A 15,123-nucleotide genomic window follows, 5' to 3' on the forward strand; every position below is an offset into this window, starting at 1 on the left:
AGAAGGGGTTCTTGTGGCCGCAACCGACGACACCGCCACCCTGAAGTACCCGGGGGGCGAGCTGGACCTGGAGATCGTCCATGCGACGGAGGGGTCTGACGGAATCGCTCTGGGGTCGCTGCTGTCCAAGACCGGGTACACCACCTTCGACTCGGGCTTCGTGAACACCGCCTCGACCAAGAGCGCCATCACCTACATCGACGGTGACGCCGGCATCCTGCGCTACCGCGGCTACCCGATCGAGCAGCTCGCTGAGAAATCGACGTTCATCGAGGTCAGCTACCTGCTGATCTACGGCGAACTGCCGACCCCCGAGCAGCTCGAGGCGTTCACCACCCAGATCCAGCGGCACACCCTGCTGCACGAGGACCTCAAGCGGTTCTTCGACGGCTTCCCGCGCAACGCCCACCCGATGCCGGTGCTGTCCAGCGCCGTCAACGCGCTGAGCGCCTACTACCAGGACTCGCTGGACCCGCTGGACAACAAGCAGGTGGAGCTGTCCACGATCCGGCTGCTGGCCAAGCTGCCCACGATCGCGGCGTATGCCTACAAGAAGTCCGTCGGCCAGCCGTTCCTGTACCCGGACAACACGCTGACCCTGGTGGAGAACTTCCTGCGGATGACGTTCGGCCTGCCCGCCGAGCCCTACGAGGTCGACCCGGAGATCGTCCGGGCGCTGGACATGCTGCTGATCCTGCACGCCGACCACGAGCAGAACTGCTCGACCTCGACGGTGCGTCTGGTCGGCTCGTCGCAGGCCAACCTGTTCACCTCGATCTCCGGTGGCATCAACGCGCTGTGGGGCCCCCTGCACGGCGGCGCCAACCAGGCCGTGCTGGAGATGCTGGAGAAGATCCGCTCCGGCGACGACGACGTGGCGACGTTCGTCAAGAAGGTCAAGAACCGTGAAGACGGCGTGAAGCTGATGGGCTTCGGCCACCGGGTGTACAAGAACTACGACCCGCGGGCGCGCATCGTCAAGGAGCAGGCCGACAAGATCCTGGGCAAGCTCGGCGGCGACGACGAGTTGCTCGACATCGCCAAGCAGCTCGAAGAGATCGCCCTGACCGACGACTTCTTCATCGAGCGCAAGCTCTACCCGAACGTGGACTACTACACCGGCGTGATCTACCGCGCGATGGGCTTCCCGACCCGGATGTTCACCGTGCTGTTCGCGCTCGGCCGGCTGCCCGGCTGGATCGCCCACTGGCGCGAGATGCACGACGAGGGCAACAGCAAGATCGGCCGGCCGCGCCAGATCTACACCGGCTACACCGAGCGGGATTACGTCGGCCTCGACGGCCGCTAGCCCGCCTTCCTGTCCCGCCCACACCAACGAATGGGCGGGAAAGGGCGAGTGATCTTCGCCATGTCGTCGAGTTCGAGGACGGGTAGGTCTTGCCCTCGGAACAGTTGTAGTTTAACAATAGTTGTGTGAATACAACTGTTGACGACCTGAGCGCGCGGCGCAAGACGATCATCCTGGCGTCCTGTTGTCTGAGCCTGCTCATCGTGTCGATGGACGCGACCATCGTCAACGTCGCCATCCCGTCGATCCGGGCCGACCTGCACGCCAGTCCGGCCCAGATGCAGTGGGTCGTGGACATCTACACTCTGGTGCTGGCCTCGCTGCTGATGCTGTCCGGCGCCACCGGTGACCGGTTCGGCCGCCGCCGGGTGTTCCAGATCGGCCTGGTCGCCTTCGCGCTGGGCTCGCTGCTGTGCAGCATCGCCCCCACCATCACCATGCTGATCGGCGCACGTCTGGTCCAGGCGATCGGCGGTTCGATGATGAATCCTGTTGCACTGTCCATCATTTCGCAGATCTTCGTCGGTCGGGTGGAGCGCGCCCGGGCGTTGGGCATCTGGGGCGCGGTGGTCGGCATCTCGATGGCACTGGGCCCCATCGTCGGCGGCCTGCTGATCGAAGTCGTGGGCTGGCGGGCGGTGTTCTGGATCAACCTGCCGATCTGTGCGGTGGCGGTGCTGCTGACGGCGATCTTCGTGCCGGAGACCAAGTCGGCCACCATGCGCGATATCGACCCGGTAGGTCAGCTGCTGGCGGTGGTCACCCTGTTCGGCCTGGTGTTCGTGCTGATCGAGGCGCCGGGCATGGGCTGGACCAACCCGCGGATCGTCGCGATCGCCGTGGCCGCCGCCGTCGCCTTTGTCGCGTTCCTGCGCTACGAGTCCCGCCGCCACGACCCCTTCATCGATCTGCGGTTCTTCCGCAGCATCCCGTTCTCGTCGGCCACCGTGACCGCGGTCTGCGCGTTCGCCGGCTGGGGGTCGTTCCTGTTCATGATGTCGCTGTACCTCCAGGGGGAGCGCGGCTACTCCGCGGCGCACACCGGCCTGATCTACCTGCCGATCGCGGTCGGCGCGCTGTTCTTCTCGCTGCTGTCCGGCCGGCTGGTCGGCCGCTTCGGCGCCCGCCCGTCGCTGTTGATCTCCGGTGTCCTGATGGCGATCGCCTCGGTGATGCTGACGTTCCTGTCCCCGACCACCCCGGTGTGGGTGCTACTGGTGATCTTCGCGATCTACGGCATCGGATTCGGCATGGTCAACGCACCGATCACCAACGCCGCCGTCAGCGGGATGCCCAAGGACCGGGCCGGTGCCGCCTCCGCGGTCACCTCGACCTCCCGGCAGGTGGGCGTGAGCATCGGTGTCGCGCTGTGCGGTTCGGTCGCGGGCCCCGCACTGGCCACCTTCGGCGGCGACTTCACCGCGGCGGCCCGGCCACTGTGGTACATCAACATCGTGCTCGGACTCGCCATCGCCGTCCTGGCGATCACGTCGACCTCCGCGCGGGCCCACCGGTCCGCCGAGCGGCTGGCGCCGCTCATCGAGGACCAGCGGATCGGGGTCGCGCGTGTCTAACCCACTGGCCGACGAGGTGTGGCGCGCACTGTCCACTCTGGTGCTCGACAACAAGGATGCCTGGCGCCGCGCCGCGGTCGAGCGAACGGGCCTGCCGTTCAGCCGGATTCGTATTCTTAAGCGGCTGGCCAAGCGTCCGATGACGGTCAAGCAGGTGGCCGAGATGGCGACTATCGACGCTCCGGCGGCCACCGTGGCCGTCAACGATCTCGAGGAGCGCGGTCTGGTCACCCGTGAGGTCGACCCGCAGAACCGGCGGTGCAAGCTGGTGTCGTTGACCGACGCCGGCCGTCAGATGATCGCGGTGGTCGACGCCACCGAGGACCCCGCCCCGGGCGGGCTCGCCGCACTCGGCGACGACGACCTCGCCGCCCTGCAGGCGATCCTGGCCCGAGTGGTCAGCTGAGGTAGCCCTCGACCTCGTCGGGCGGACGCACAGTGGCCTCGCGCGGGTCGCCGCCGGTCTCACGCAGTGCACGACGCTGCCGCAACAGATCCCAGCACTGGTCGAGTTCGGTTTCGATGGCCCGCAGGCGCTGGTGCTCCTCGGATGGGTCGATCTCGCGATGCACCAGCTGGTCGCGGAGTCGACGCTCCTCGGCCACCAGGTTGTGGATCCGGGCGAGGGTGTCGGAATCGGTGGGTGTGCTGTCGTCTGCCACCACTCCAGTGTGCCCGCGCCGGGCCGACTACGACAGGGAACGAAGAACCTCGGCGAACGCGGTGCAGAACCAGTCAACGTCGGACTCGGAGAACACCAGCGGCGGCCGGACTTTCAGCACGTTACCGTCGCGGCCGCAGACCGAGATCAGCACGCGCTGTTCCCGCATCGCATTGACCACCGTCTTGGCGCTGGTCCGGTCGGATTCGCCTGTCGGCGTGACTATTTCAACGCCGATGTAGAGTCCGGCACCGCGGACATCGCCGATGCGCGGGTGGTCGCGGGCGAGCGCGGCCAGTTCGGTGCGCAGCATGGTGCCGACGTGATCGGCGTTGGCCATCAGCTTCTCGTCCTCGATGACGTCGAGCACGGCTGCGGCAGCGGCCATCGTGACCGGATTACCGCCGAAAGTGTTGAAGTAGGGCACTCCGCGGGCGAAGGACTCCAGCACGTCGGAGCGCGCGGCCATCGCCGCGATCGGAAGGCCGTTGCCCATCGGCTTGCCCGTCGTCACCAGATCGGGAACTACGCCGTGGCGCAGGAAGCCCCACATCGCCTCGCCGGTGCGGGCGAAACCGGGCTGGACCTCGTCGGCGATGAACACCCCACCCGCGCGGCGCACCGCGTCCACCGCGGGCCCCAGCACTGACGGGTCGGGGTAGATGCCGTCGGAGGAGAAGATGGTGTCGACGATCAGCGCGCTCACCCCCGCGCCGCTGGCGGCCAGGTCCTCGATCGCGGCAGCGACGTCAGCGGCAAACCTGCCGGCGAGTTCGCCGGCCGGGATGCGGTAACTGTCCGGCGGGGCGATGGCGCGAACGTGCGGGCCCAGGGCGGTCGCACCGCCGATCGACGGGGAGATCGCAGTGACGGCGGCGGTGTTGCCGTGGTAGGCGTCGGTCGTGATGATCACACCCTGTGCGCCGGTATGCATTTCGGCCACGCGCAGGGCCAGGTCGTTGACCTCTGAGCCGGTGCAGGCGTACATCACCTGGTCGATCTGGTCGGGCATGGTGGCCAGCAGCCGCTCGCTGTAGTCCACGATCCCCTGGTGTAGATACCGGGTGTGGGTGTTGAGGGTGGCCAGCTGCCGGCTGACCGCCTCGACGACGTGCGGATGGCAGTGGCCGACGCTGGCGACGTTGTTGTAGGCATCCAGGTAGCAGGTGCCGTCGGCGTCATAGAGCCGGGTGCCCTCGCCCCGGACCAGGTGCACCGGCCGCTCGTAGAACAGCCGGTACGCCGGGCCGAGCATGCGGTCGCGGGCCGCGATCAACGATTCGGTGGCCGGATCGAGCGGTTGATCCGGTGAGTAGCTGTTGGAATCCATGATGTTCGAGAAACCCATATCGCTACTCCATGTCCTTGTCGTTGATCGCGGCCCGAGGGACTCAGCGTTCGTGTGCCTCCTCGAGCACGATCCGGCCCAGCTCTGAATACCGCTGCGGCGACTTCGCTTTCAGATAGACCGCGAGCAGGATTCCGCTGATGCCGACCACGGCGACCACGTAGGGGATGATGGTGAACACCCAGTCGGTGGCAGCCGTCCCGGCGGCGAACGAGGCGTTCTTGCCGAGCAGGTAGATCACGTAGAGCATCCCGATGCCGCCCAACAGCGGTGCCAGGAATGTCTTGAACCAGTGCGCGGTTTCGGGATGGTTCTTGCCGACGTGGAAGTAGGCGATCACCGCGAACGCCGCCAGGGCCTGCACGATCAGGATCGCGGTGGTGCCCAGCAGTGCCATCAGGCCGTACAGGCCGGTGTAGGGATCACGACCGGTGAAGGCGAAGAACAGCACGACCACGGTGGCGAAGATGGTCTGGGCCAGGCCGGCGATGTGCGGCGAACCGTGCACCGGGTGGGTGGCGCCCAGGGTCTTGCGCATGCCGGGGATGACGTTCTCCCGGCCGAGTGCGTAGATGTAGCGAGCTGCGCAGTTGTGGAACGCCATACCGCAGGCGAACGAACCGGTCATCAGCAGGATCTTGAACATGTCCACGGCCCAGGTGCCCAGGTTCTTGTCGACCGGGCCGAAGAAGATGTCACCGGCGGTCGACGAATCCTGCGCCAGCGCAATGGCATTCTGCGGTCCGGTGCCGACGATGGCCATCCAGGAGATGAAGATGTAGAACAGCCCGATTCCGACCACCGAGCTGATGACCGCGATCGGGATGATCTTCTTGGGGTTCTTGGACTCCTCGCCGTACATCGCCGAGGACTCGAAACCGACCCAGGACCAGAACGCGAAGAACAGGCCGATACCGGCCGAGCCGGCCACCGCCAGTGCGCTGCCGTCCGGGCCCGCCACGGTGCCCGAGAGGCTCTGGAATCCGTTGAGCGGGTTCAGCGATCCCCACGACCAGCCCTGCGGGCCGCCGCCGGTGAACAGCACCGAGAATGCCATCAGGGACAGCATGACGATCTCGGTGATGAGGAACACCCCGAGCACCTTGGCCGCCAGGTTGATGTCGAAGTACGTCAGCACCAGGTTGACCACCAGCATGCCGATGGCGAACACGATCCACGAGATGTTCACGTGGAAGAGGCTGTTGAACGTGTCGTTGGCGAAGAACGCGAAGATGCCGATCAGCGATGCCTCGAACACCATGTAGGCCATCGTCGTCAGGAACCCTGCTCCCAGGCCCACGATCCGGCCCAGGCCGTGTGAGATGTAGCCGTAGAAGGCTCCGGTCGCGGTGATGTGCTTGCTCATCGCGGCGTAGCCGATCGCGAAGAGGGTGAGCACGATCGTGGCGACGAAGTAGCCGGCCGGGGCGTAGGCGCCGTTACCGAACCCGACGGCGATCGGCACGTTGCCCACCATGGCGGTGATCGGGGCTGCCGTGGCCACCGCCATGAACAGCACGCCGATCAGGCCGACGGCGTTGGGCTTGAGCCGCTGGACGGCGTCGCCCTTGGCCGCCTCGGCAGGCGGGTCGATGATGTCGCTCATGGTATGAATTCCCGTCTCGAACACGACCGGTGGTCGCGCATTTATTTGGTCTGGTTTGGCCCGAGATGCGGCTGCGTCTGGGGAGCGAGGTGGATGTCGAAGACGACGTTGTGATACGACGCGGACATTGTTACCCCTCCCAGATCTACTGGTCAACAGTAAGAATCGAGATCGGGGGCGGTGTGTTTCGGCAATGTTTCCGAATGGCCCGGCCGCGAAACGCTGACGTTAAATGTCCTGATTTGGTCTGCTTGGGAGGCGGTAATGGTTCACACTGTTGGCATGCCGGGATTGCCGCCGACTCATGAGTTCTTCGCGCGTGCAGCACTTCCTGCCTACGGCCGTGCCCCCGATTCGGCATTGCGCCTGTTGAGCCTGTCGGAGAATGCCACCTATCTGGTCGACGACGACGACCCGATCGTGCTGCGCGTGCACCGGCCCGGGTACCACTCACTGGACGCGATCCGCTCGGAACTGGCCTGGATGAAGGCGCTGCGCACCGACACCCCGGTGACCACGCCGGAGCTGATCTTCGCGCGGGATGGCGCCGATGTGGTGGTCGCCGAGGTCGACGGGGACGTCTTGCACGTCGACGCGGTCACCTTCGTCCCCGGATGTACCGCCGAGGACGATCCCGACGCGGTGGGCTTCGACGAACTCGGGCGGATCACCGCGATCATGCACGAGCATTCCCGGGGCTGGGCCGCGCCGACCGGGTTCACCCGGTTCCGCTGGGACCTGGAGGCCATCCTGGGGCCCGAAGCCCGATGGGGTAACTGGCGGCTGGCTCCCGGGCTGACCGATACCGACCGGTCGTGGATTCAGCGCGCCTCCGATGACATCACCGCCAAGCTCACCGAATTCGGCTCGGCACCAGATCGTTTCGGCCTGGTCCACGCTGACCTGCGGTTGGCCAACCTGATGGTCGATCCGTCCGACGTCGCGGCCGGCATCACGGTGATCGACTTCGACGACTGCGGCTGGTCCTGGTACCTGGCCGATCTCGGCGCCGCGGTGTCGTTCATCGAGGACACCCCGGCCGGCGAGCGGATCATCGCCGAATGGCTCACCGGGTACTTCGAGGTCGGTTCCATCCCTGCCGCCCACCTCGAGCTCATCCCGTCGTTCGTCATGATGCGCCGCATCATGCTCACCGCGTGGATCGCCTCCCACCACGACGCCGACGCGGCGATCGGTGTCGGCGAGCAGTTCGCTCCCGACACCGCCCGGTTGGCGCAGCGTTATCTGGAGGACCGAACCTGGCTCCACGAGGCGATCTTCGGTTCCAGGGTCTGAACGACCTTGCGGCAGAAAGGAAACGGATGTTTGATCTGAAGTCGGCCTCGGTCCTGGTGACAGGCGGGAGCAAGGGGATCGGTCGGGGTATCGCCTCGGTATTCGCCTCGGCGGGTGCCAACGTGGCGATCGCGGCACGATCCTCGGCCGACATCGACGCCGTGGTGGCCGATCTCGACGACCGGGGTTCGGGCAAGGTGCTCGGCGTCCAGGTCGATGTCTCGGATCCGATGTCGTGTGCCAACCTTGCCGAGACAGTGCGCGAGACATTCGGCGGCATCGACGTGGTGTGCGCCAACGCCGGTATCTTTCCCGAGGCCCCGCTCGCCTCGATGACGCCAGCCCAACTCGACGAGGTGCTCGACGTCAACGTCAAGGGCAACATTTTCACCGTGCAGTCCTGCCTCGACGCGCTTATCGCGTCTGGTCGCGGCCGGGTGATCCTCACCTCGTCGATCACCGGGCCCATCACCGGTTTCCCGGGCTGGTCGCACTACGGTGCGTCCAAAGCCGCTCAGCTCGGCTTCATGCGAACTGCTGCAATCGAATTGGCGCCGCACCGCATCACGGTCAACGCCATCCTGCCCGGCAATATCTACACCGAAGGCCTCGCCGACATGGGTGAGGACTACATCGCCGGGATGACCCGAGCGATCCCAGCCGGTGCACTTGGCACCCCGGAGGACATCGGCCACCTCGCCGCGTTCCTCGCCACCAAGGAGGCCGGCTACATCACGGGCCAGGCCATCGCGGTCGACGGTGGCCAGGTGCTTCCCGAATCGCCGGACGCCGTAATTCACTAGCGATGGAAGAGTCCGAGGGCGGGCCGATCGCCGAGGACGTACGTCGCCGCATCCTGTCGATGCTGGCGCAAGGTGCGTTGCGGCCCGGATCTCGGTTGGGCACCGAACGCGAGATGGCCGAGCAGTTCGCGGTCTCGCGGTCCACCCTGCGCAGCGCACTGCTGCCGCTGAGCCGGGCGGGTGTGCTGGAACGCCGGACCGGTCGAGGCGGTGGCACCTTTGTGCGGGCCGACGTCGTCGAACGCAATGCCGCCGAACTCGCCGGACTGCCCGCCCGATTGCGCAGCGGCGGGCACACCAGCACCACCAGGGTGCTGGCCACCGACCGGCGGCCGGCCACCCCCGCCGAGGCTTCGGCACTCGAGATCACCACGCGCGATGAGGTTTTCGCCATCCGGCGGCTGCGATTCGCCGACGGTGTACCGCTGTCGGTGGACTTCTCCTGCTTCATCGCCGAACAGGTGGTGGATCTGCTCGAGCAGCCACTGGGCGGTTCGATCTACGAACTGCTGGCCGTTCGCTACGGTCTGACCCCCGCGACGTCGACCGAGATGATCGAAGTCGTCAGCGCCAGCCCCCGCGAGGCCGAATGGCTCGGCATCGCCAACAAGCGTCCCCTGGTCGCGATCACTCGCGTCACCCACGATGCCTCGGACCGGCCGTTCGAGTACGCCTACGACCTGTTCCGCGCCGACCGGGTCCGGCTCACGGCGACCACGTCGACGGTCACCTCCCGGGAACGCCGGGGCACCGACGGCAGGGTCGAACGGTCGGTCAGTAGCGCCTGATTCACCGCGCTGTGCTCACCGAGCGAAATGTGTGCCGGGCGTGTGTACTTCATCGGTGGATAACCCAACACGCAGTGCGATCGTGACCGGGGCATCGGGTGGCATCGGTTCAGCGATCGCCGCCATGCTGCACGAGGAGGGCTTCGCGCTGACCCTCGTCGGCCGCGATCCCGGCAAGCTCGACGCGGTGGCCGCCGCTCTGACCGGGGATGCGGGCCCACCGGTTGCGGTGCTGGCCGGGTCGCTGGCCGAGGAAGCCTTCCTGGACACCGTGATCGCCGAGCACACCGATCGCCACGGGTCGCTCGATCTGCTGGTGAACAACGCCGGGGTATCGGGTGACCGGCCGGTTGGTGAGATCACCGCCGACTTCCTCGACGAACAGCTCGCCGTCAATGTGCGCGCGGTGATCCTGCTGACCAGCAAGGCGCTCCCGCTGCTCAAAAGGTCGGTACAGCAACGGCAATCGGCCCAGGTGGTCAACATCGCGTCCAACGCGGGCAAGCGCGGCGAGGCGGGCCTGGCGTCGTACTCGGCCACCAAGTTCGCCGTCGTCGGCTTCACCGAATCCCTGCACGACGAACTCTCCACCTCCGGAATCAAGGCCACCGCGATCTGTCCGGGTCTGGTCGACACTCCGATGGCCGACAGTTACCGGGACACCGTCACTCCCGCCGAGATGATCGCGCCGTCCGACATCGCCGAGGCCATCCGGATGACGATCCGGGTGTCGCGCAGTTGCGTGGTGCCCGAGATCGTGCTGTTGCGACCGATCGAGTGGCTCCAGCCGCCGGGAGCCTGACCAGGTCTAAGGTGTGAGCGGTGACGACCAAACCCGAGATCGAGTTCCCCGACGGCCCGGCCCCCACCGAGCTGGTCATCAAAGACCTGGTGGTGGGCGACGGCGACGAAGCCAAGCCCGGTGCCGTGGTCGACGTGCACTATGTCGGCGTCGAGTACGACACCGGCGAGGAGTTCGACAGCTCCTGGAACCGCGGCGAATCCATCTCCTTCCCGCTGCGCGGGCTGATCCAGGGCTGGCAGGACGGCATCCCGGGCATGAAGGTGGGCGGCCGCCGCCAGCTGATCATCCCGCCGGAGCAGGCCTACGGTCCGGCCGGCTCGGGACATCAGCTGTCCGGCAAGACACTGATCTTCGTCATCGATCTGCTCGCCGCTCGCTGATAACAGCCTGACGAATCCGTGAACATTCATGGATTCGCACCCGGCTGACATGCACCCGTCGTACGGTGCTTGCGTTCCACGAAATTGACGCGCAAGCAAAGCGGCGGAGGAGCGGACCGATGACGGGTTCCGATGATGTGCGCGTGAGCGCGTCGGCAACGGAGTGGCGACGCGAATCGAGGTACTTCCGCCGCTCGCCCGGGCTGGGCTGGCTGCTGGGTCTGCTGCTCATTCCGTTGCTGCTGGGTTTGATCGGCTGGGGAACGCTGAACAAGGCCCCGACGGTCAATGTCAGCACGCCGAGCGTCAGCATCACCGCGCCGAGCCTGTCGGTGCCGTCGCTGAACTTCGCGCCGCTGTCGATCCTGCGCAACGGCAACGACTTCACCCTCACCGGTGACCTTCCGGATCTGTCGATCAAGACCTCGCTGCTCGACAGTCTCAAGGCGGCGCTGGGTTCCGGGGTCAACCTCATCGACAAGCTGAACATCAAAGCCGGTGTCAGCGTGCCGGACTTCTCCGGTCTCGGCGCTCTGTTCAAGGCCGCCATCGATATCCCGGACTTCAGCTTCGACCTGTCCGGCGGCACCGTCACCCTCACCGGAACTGCGCCGTCCGAGGAAGTCAAGGTCGCGGTCGGTGCGGCAGCCACCGCGGCATGGCCGAACGTGACCGTGGTGAACAACATCGAGGTGAAAGCCGCCGGTCCCAGTTCATCGGCTCCTGCGCCCGCGCCGGTGACTCCAAGCACCGGCGCACCAGGTGCGGGATGCGGGTCGCTGCAGTCCGATATCGCCGCGGCCCTGACGGGTCCGATCAACTTCGAGACCGACGGGTTCACACTGACCCCGGCGACGCAGCAGATGCTGGCCGCGGTGGCCGCCACGATCAAGGCCTGCCCGCAGGCCAAGATTGCGGTGACCGGCTATACCGACAACACCGGCAATGACGCCATCAACATTCCGCTGAGCGGCAACCGGGCCAAGTCGGTCGGCGATTACCTGGTGTCGCAAGGGGTTTCGGCCGGTGACGTCACCACCAAGGGCCTGGGGTCGGCGGACCCGATCGCCGGCAATGACACCGCGGCGGGCCGAGCGCAGAACCGCCGCGTCGAGATCACGGTGAGCTAGGAGAAGCCGACATGGGATTCGTCGTTCAATGGTTGTGGTACCTGCTGGCGTTCGTCGTCGGCTCGGCGGTCGCCTGGCTGATCGCGGTGGCGACGGTCAAGCGCACCAGTGAGGAAGAGGCGCTGGCTGACCTACCCGGCTCGCGTGAGATCGGAGCCAGCTGATGCATGACGTGAACTGGTGGCTGATGGCGCTGGCCTTCGTGCTGGGTCTGGTATTGACCCTGGTGCTCATGATCGGCCGAGTGACCCGCGAGGTCCCGGTGACACACGCGGTGTCGGCGGGGCTGAAGGGCGGCGGCGTCAAGGCTCCCGATGTCAAGGCTCCCGATGTGAAGGCTCCTGATGTCAAGGTTCCCGACGTCAAGGCGCCCGCTGTGGACGTACCGGATGTGAAGCTCTCCGCTGCGGGTGCTGCCACCGCGGGTGCGGCTGCCGCGGCGTTCGCCGCGGGCGACTTCGAGGAGCCCTACGGCAAGGGTTCGGTGCGCGTCACCGCCGGAGCCGCGGCTCCGTCCGGGTTCGACATCAAGGGCAACGAAGACTCAATGCTCTACCACACGACCGAAAGTCCTTGGTACAAGCAGACGATCGCCGAAGTGTGGTTCGCCGACGAGCCCAGCGCGCAGGCCGCCGGGTTCACCCGGTGGGATGCGAAGGACAGGGGCACCGCGATTGCCGGTTTCGCCGACCTGCCGCCCGGCCCGTACGGCAAGGGTTCAGCCAAGGCCGGCGACGGCGGCGCCGGACCGACCGGCTGGACCATCAAGGGCAACGAGGACTCGATGCTCTACCACACCACCGAAAGTCCTTGGTACCAGCAGACGATCGCCGAGGTGTGGTTCGCCGAAGAGGAGTTCGCCACGGCTGCCGGATTCACCCGGTGGGATGCCAAGGAGAGGGGCACCGCGGTGGCCTCCCTCGCCGACGTGCCACCGGGTCCGTACGGCAAGGGTTCAGCCAAGGCCGGTGACGGCGGCAGCGGACCGGCCGGCTGGCTGATCAAGGGCAACGCGGACTCGATGCTCTACCACCCGCCGGACAGCCCCGCCTACAACGAGACCATCGCCGAGGTGTGGTTCTTCGACGAGGAGACCGCGAAGGCAGCCGGCTTCGACAAGTGGGACAAGAACTTCCGCTGACCCGCCGACAGTAACCTCACGGCGGAATCGGGCGGCTGAAACCGCCGCCAGGTTACTCTCGGCGCAGACTAACGCGGCGGCGGCAGTCGCAGCATCAGCCGCGCGCCGCCCAGTGGGCTGTCCTCCAACGATGCGGTGCCGCCGTGGATTTCGGCCTGTTGTGCCACCAGGGCCAAACCCAGACCGGACCCCGATACCGAGGCCGTCGAGCCGCGGGCGAAGCGCTCGAAGACGCCACGGCGCTCGGCCTCGGGAACGCCGCTGCCGTTGTCGTCGATCGCGATCTCCACGCCGTCGCGCGAGCTGACCGCCGACAACTGCACCCGCGTCGCGCCACCGTGCTTGACCGCGTTGGCGATTGCATTGTCGACCGCCAGCCGCAGCCCGGCGGGCAAACCGATGATGATGCACGTCGGCGACGGCACCAGCGAGACCTCCAGATCCGGGTACACCCGCATCGCGTCGTGGGCGGCGCGGTCGAGCAACTCGGTGATGTCGACGGGCACCTGGTCGGCCGCCGTCGTCAGCTCACCCTGGGCCAGCCGCTCCAGCGCACCCAGCGTCGCCTCCACCCGGGCCTCGGTGCGCACCACGTCGCCGAGCACCTCCTTGCGCTGGTCCTCGGGCATGTCCATGGTGGCCAGCACCTCGAGATTGGTGCGCATGGCCGTCAGCGGCGTGCGCAATTCGTGGGCCGACACCGCGGCGAAGTCGCGGGCCGAGGCCAGCGCCGCCCGGGTGCGGTCCTGCTCGGCACGTACCCGGCCCAGCAGGCCGGTGATGGCGTCGCCGATCTCGATCGCCTCACTGGCGCCGCGGACGTCGATATCGGGGACCACGTCGCCGGCGTCGATCTGGCGGGTCTGCTCGGCCAGCCGCCGAAACGGCCGCACCGCGAATGTCGCCAGCAGCCAGCCGAGCAGCCCGGCCGCGCCGATAGCGAACCCGCAGATCATCAGCACCCGGCGATGCAGGTTGTTGGTGTCGGCGATGGTGTCGTCGTAGGTGGCGCCGACGGCCAGCGTGGTCGCCGTCGGGTAGGCCAGTTTCACCGTGCGGACCCGGTACTTGACGCCGTCGATATCGGTGGTGGCGTAGTCGCCGCTGAGCTCGGGCAGCACCACCGGTGAGTTCGACTTCACCTGATCCCCGCTGCGCACGGTGATCACCACGTCCTGGTCATTGGGCGACGGCGGGATCTGCTCCAGACCGCGCGGCACGAACGGCACGGCGAACCCGGCGGCCTCGTCGAGTCGCCGGTCCAGCCGTTCCAGGCGGTCGTTCGTGATGCCGATCCACACGATGGTGCCGACGATGGTCACCACGATGGCCGCGCCGATCGCCGTCGCGAACGCCACCCGGGTGCGCAGGGACGGGGTGCGACGGAAGATGCGCGCCAGCATCAGCTCAGCGTCACGTCACTGGGTTCGCAGCACGAAGCCCACGCCGCGCACGGTGTGCAGCAGCCGGGGCGCGCCACCGGCCTCCAGCTTGCGGCGCAGATAGCCGATGAACACGTCGACGACGTTGGTGTCGGCGGCGAAGTCGTAACCCCACACCAGCTCGAGCAGCTGCGCGCGACTGAGCACGGCGGTCTTGTGCTCGGCGAGCACGGCGAGCAGGTCGAACTCGCGTTTGGTCAGGTCGACGTCCACCCCGTTGACCCTGGCCCGCCGGCCCGGGATGTCGACCTCCAGCGGGCCGACCTGGATGGTTTCCGAGGAGAACGTCGCTGTCGATCCGCGCCGGCGCAGCAGCGCCTTGACCCGCGCCACCAGCTCGGCGAGCTGGAACGGCTTGACCAGGTAGTCGTCGGCACCGGCCTCCAGCCCGGCGACCCGGTCGTCGACCGAACTGCGGGCCGAGAGCACGCAGACCGGCACGTCGTTGTCCATCGCGCGCAGCGCGGTCACCACACTCACGCCGTCCAGCACGGGCATGTTGATGTCGAGCACGATCGCGTCGGGCCGGGTCTCGGTGGCCGACCGCAGCGCCTCGGCACCGTCGACGGCGGTGGACACCTCGAAACCCGAGAGTCGCAGCCCGCGCTCCAGCGATGCGAGCACATCGGGGTCGTCGTCGACGACGAGCACCCGCGGTGAGGCCGAACTACTGTCCATGACCTCATCTTGCCTGATCGCCGCGCCCGGGCGTGGGAGGCCGGGGGGTCGCGTCCAGACCGGCGATTGACCTCAATCACAGTTGAGGTTCTACCGTGACGATGTCGCGGCCGAAATCGGATTGCCCGACGTGGGATCATCGGAATCAGGGGGTCGACCACG

The 15,123-nt window shown here is 67.0% G+C and carries 16 protein-coding genes; 11 read left to right on the forward strand and 5 right to left on the reverse strand.

Features of this window, described 5'->3' with window-relative positions:
- Positions 1-13: 13 nt before the first annotated feature.
- The 3 genes from BN3385_RS11370 (at position 14) to BN3385_RS11380 (ending at position 3,289) form a co-directional block, all read left to right on the forward strand.
- Positions 14-1,309 carry a citrate synthase gene (locus BN3385_RS11370; RefSeq protein ID WP_059016886.1) on the forward strand — a complete coding sequence of 432 codons (1,296 nt, stop codon included), beginning with the start codon at positions 14-16 and terminating at the stop codon, positions 1,307-1,309.
- Between the two features lie 125 nt (positions 1,310-1,434).
- On the forward strand, positions 1,435-2,883 hold the full coding sequence (locus tag BN3385_RS11375) for an MFS transporter (RefSeq protein WP_156432722.1): 1,449 nt from the start codon (positions 1,435-1,437) through the stop codon (positions 2,881-2,883).
- Entirely contained in the window at positions 2,876-3,289 is a 414-nt protein-coding gene (locus BN3385_RS11380; protein WP_059016887.1) for a MarR family winged helix-turn-helix transcriptional regulator, read from the forward strand. The genes BN3385_RS11375 and BN3385_RS11380 overlap by 8 nt, the downstream gene beginning before the upstream one ends.
- Here the strand turns inward: BN3385_RS11380 and BN3385_RS11385 are convergent.
- From BN3385_RS11385 to BN3385_RS11395, 3 genes are read right to left on the reverse strand one after another with little or no spacing between them, the layout of a single operon-like run.
- Complete coding sequence (locus BN3385_RS11385; protein ID WP_059021819.1) at positions 3,282-3,545, reverse strand: DUF2630 family protein; 264 nt, start codon at positions 3,543-3,545, stop codon at positions 3,282-3,284. The two genes, BN3385_RS11380 and BN3385_RS11385, sit on opposite strands and share 8 nt — an antisense overlap.
- Positions 3,546-3,572: 27 nt before the next feature.
- Positions 3,573-4,892: an aspartate aminotransferase family protein gene (locus BN3385_RS11390; protein ID WP_059016888.1), complete on the reverse strand. Its 1,320-nt coding sequence runs from the start codon at positions 4,890-4,892 to the stop codon at positions 3,573-3,575.
- Positions 4,893-4,935: 43 nt separating this feature from the next.
- Positions 4,936-6,498, reverse strand: coding sequence for an APC family permease (locus BN3385_RS11395; RefSeq protein WP_059016889.1), 1,563 nt, complete (start codon positions 6,496-6,498; stop codon positions 4,936-4,938).
- Between the two features lie 282 nt (positions 6,499-6,780).
- Between BN3385_RS11395 and BN3385_RS11400 the strand changes: the two genes are divergently transcribed.
- The 8 genes from BN3385_RS11400 (at position 6,781) to arfC (ending at position 12,841) form a co-directional block, all read left to right on the forward strand.
- Complete coding sequence (locus BN3385_RS11400; protein ID WP_059016890.1) at positions 6,781-7,794, forward strand: phosphotransferase enzyme family protein; 1,014 nt, start codon at positions 6,781-6,783, stop codon at positions 7,792-7,794.
- Positions 7,795-7,820: 26 nt separating this feature from the next.
- Positions 7,821-8,597 carry a 3-oxoacyl-ACP reductase FabG gene (gene fabG / locus BN3385_RS11405; protein WP_059016891.1) on the forward strand — a complete coding sequence of 259 codons (777 nt, stop codon included), beginning with the start codon at positions 7,821-7,823 and terminating at the stop codon, positions 8,595-8,597.
- Between the two features lie 2 nt (positions 8,598-8,599).
- Entirely contained in the window at positions 8,600-9,385 is a 786-nt protein-coding gene (locus BN3385_RS11410) for a GntR family transcriptional regulator (RefSeq protein WP_059016892.1), read from the forward strand.
- 82 nt (positions 9,386-9,467) lie between these two features.
- The gene (locus tag BN3385_RS11415) at positions 9,468-10,187 is read left to right on the forward strand and encodes an SDR family NAD(P)-dependent oxidoreductase (RefSeq protein WP_231748715.1); all 720 of its coding nucleotides are present in this window, start codon (positions 9,468-9,470) and stop codon (positions 10,185-10,187) included.
- Between the two features lie 20 nt (positions 10,188-10,207).
- Positions 10,208-10,570, forward strand: coding sequence for an FKBP-type peptidyl-prolyl cis-trans isomerase (locus tag BN3385_RS11420; RefSeq protein WP_059016894.1), 363 nt, complete (start codon positions 10,208-10,210; stop codon positions 10,568-10,570).
- A 119-nt stretch (positions 10,571-10,689) separates the two neighbouring features.
- The gene (arfA, locus tag BN3385_RS11425) at positions 10,690-11,700 is read left to right on the forward strand and encodes a channel-forming protein ArfA/OmpATb (protein ID WP_059016895.1); all 1,011 of its coding nucleotides are present in this window, start codon (positions 10,690-10,692) and stop codon (positions 11,698-11,700) included.
- Positions 11,701-11,711: 11 nt separating this feature from the next.
- Positions 11,712-11,864, forward strand: a complete 153-nt coding sequence (arfB, locus tag BN3385_RS28575; RefSeq protein ID WP_197415195.1) for a channel accessory protein ArfB — start codon at positions 11,712-11,714, stop codon at positions 11,862-11,864.
- The gene (gene arfC, locus BN3385_RS28910; RefSeq protein ID WP_059016896.1) at positions 11,864-12,841 is read left to right on the forward strand and encodes a channel accessory protein ArfC, sunset domain variant; all 978 of its coding nucleotides are present in this window, start codon (positions 11,864-11,866) and stop codon (positions 12,839-12,841) included. Before arfB ends, arfC begins: the two co-directional genes overlap by 1 nt.
- A gap of 68 nt (positions 12,842-12,909) precedes the next feature.
- Here the strand turns inward: arfC and BN3385_RS11435 are convergent, their stop codons facing one another.
- Together BN3385_RS11435 and prrA are read right to left on the reverse strand one after the other, a co-directional pair.
- The gene (locus BN3385_RS11435) at positions 12,910-14,244 is read right to left on the reverse strand and encodes a HAMP domain-containing sensor histidine kinase (RefSeq protein ID WP_059016897.1); all 1,335 of its coding nucleotides are present in this window, start codon (positions 14,242-14,244) and stop codon (positions 12,910-12,912) included.
- Between the two features lie 15 nt (positions 14,245-14,259).
- Entirely contained in the window at positions 14,260-14,961 is a 702-nt protein-coding gene (gene prrA, locus BN3385_RS11440; RefSeq protein ID WP_059016898.1) for a two-component system response regulator PrrA, read from the reverse strand.
- Between the last annotated feature and the right edge of the window lie 162 nt (positions 14,962-15,123).

This window comes from Mycobacterium sp. M26 (assembly GCF_001494595.1).
GTDB lineage: Bacteria > Actinomycetota > Actinomycetes > Mycobacteriales > Mycobacteriaceae > Mycobacterium.

Coding starts and splice junctions, on each gene's coding strand:
- BN3385_RS11390 (WP_059016888.1), bottom strand. CDS start 4,892: ATGGGTTTCTCGAACATCATGGATTCCAACAGCTACTCACCGGATCAA.
- BN3385_RS11395 (WP_059016889.1), bottom strand. CDS start 6,498: ATGAGCGACATCATCGACCCGCCTGCCGAGGCGGCCAAGGGCGACGCC.
- BN3385_RS11400 (WP_059016890.1), top strand. CDS start 6,781: ATGCCGGGATTGCCGCCGACTCATGAGTTCTTCGCGCGTGCAGCACTT.
- fabG (WP_059016891.1), top strand. CDS start 7,821: ATGTTTGATCTGAAGTCGGCCTCGGTCCTGGTGACAGGCGGGAGCAAG.
- BN3385_RS11410 (WP_059016892.1), top strand. CDS start 8,600: ATGGAAGAGTCCGAGGGCGGGCCGATCGCCGAGGACGTACGTCGCCGC.
- arfA (WP_059016895.1), top strand. CDS start 10,690: ATGACGGGTTCCGATGATGTGCGCGTGAGCGCGTCGGCAACGGAGTGG.
- arfB (WP_197415195.1), top strand. CDS start 11,712: ATGGGATTCGTCGTTCAATGGTTGTGGTACCTGCTGGCGTTCGTCGTC.
- arfC (WP_059016896.1), top strand. CDS start 11,864: ATGCATGACGTGAACTGGTGGCTGATGGCGCTGGCCTTCGTGCTGGGT.
- BN3385_RS11435 (WP_059016897.1), bottom strand. CDS start 14,244: ATGCTGGCGCGCATCTTCCGTCGCACCCCGTCCCTGCGCACCCGGGTG.
- prrA (WP_059016898.1), bottom strand. CDS start 14,961: ATGGACAGTAGTTCGGCCTCACCGCGGGTGCTCGTCGTCGACGACGAC.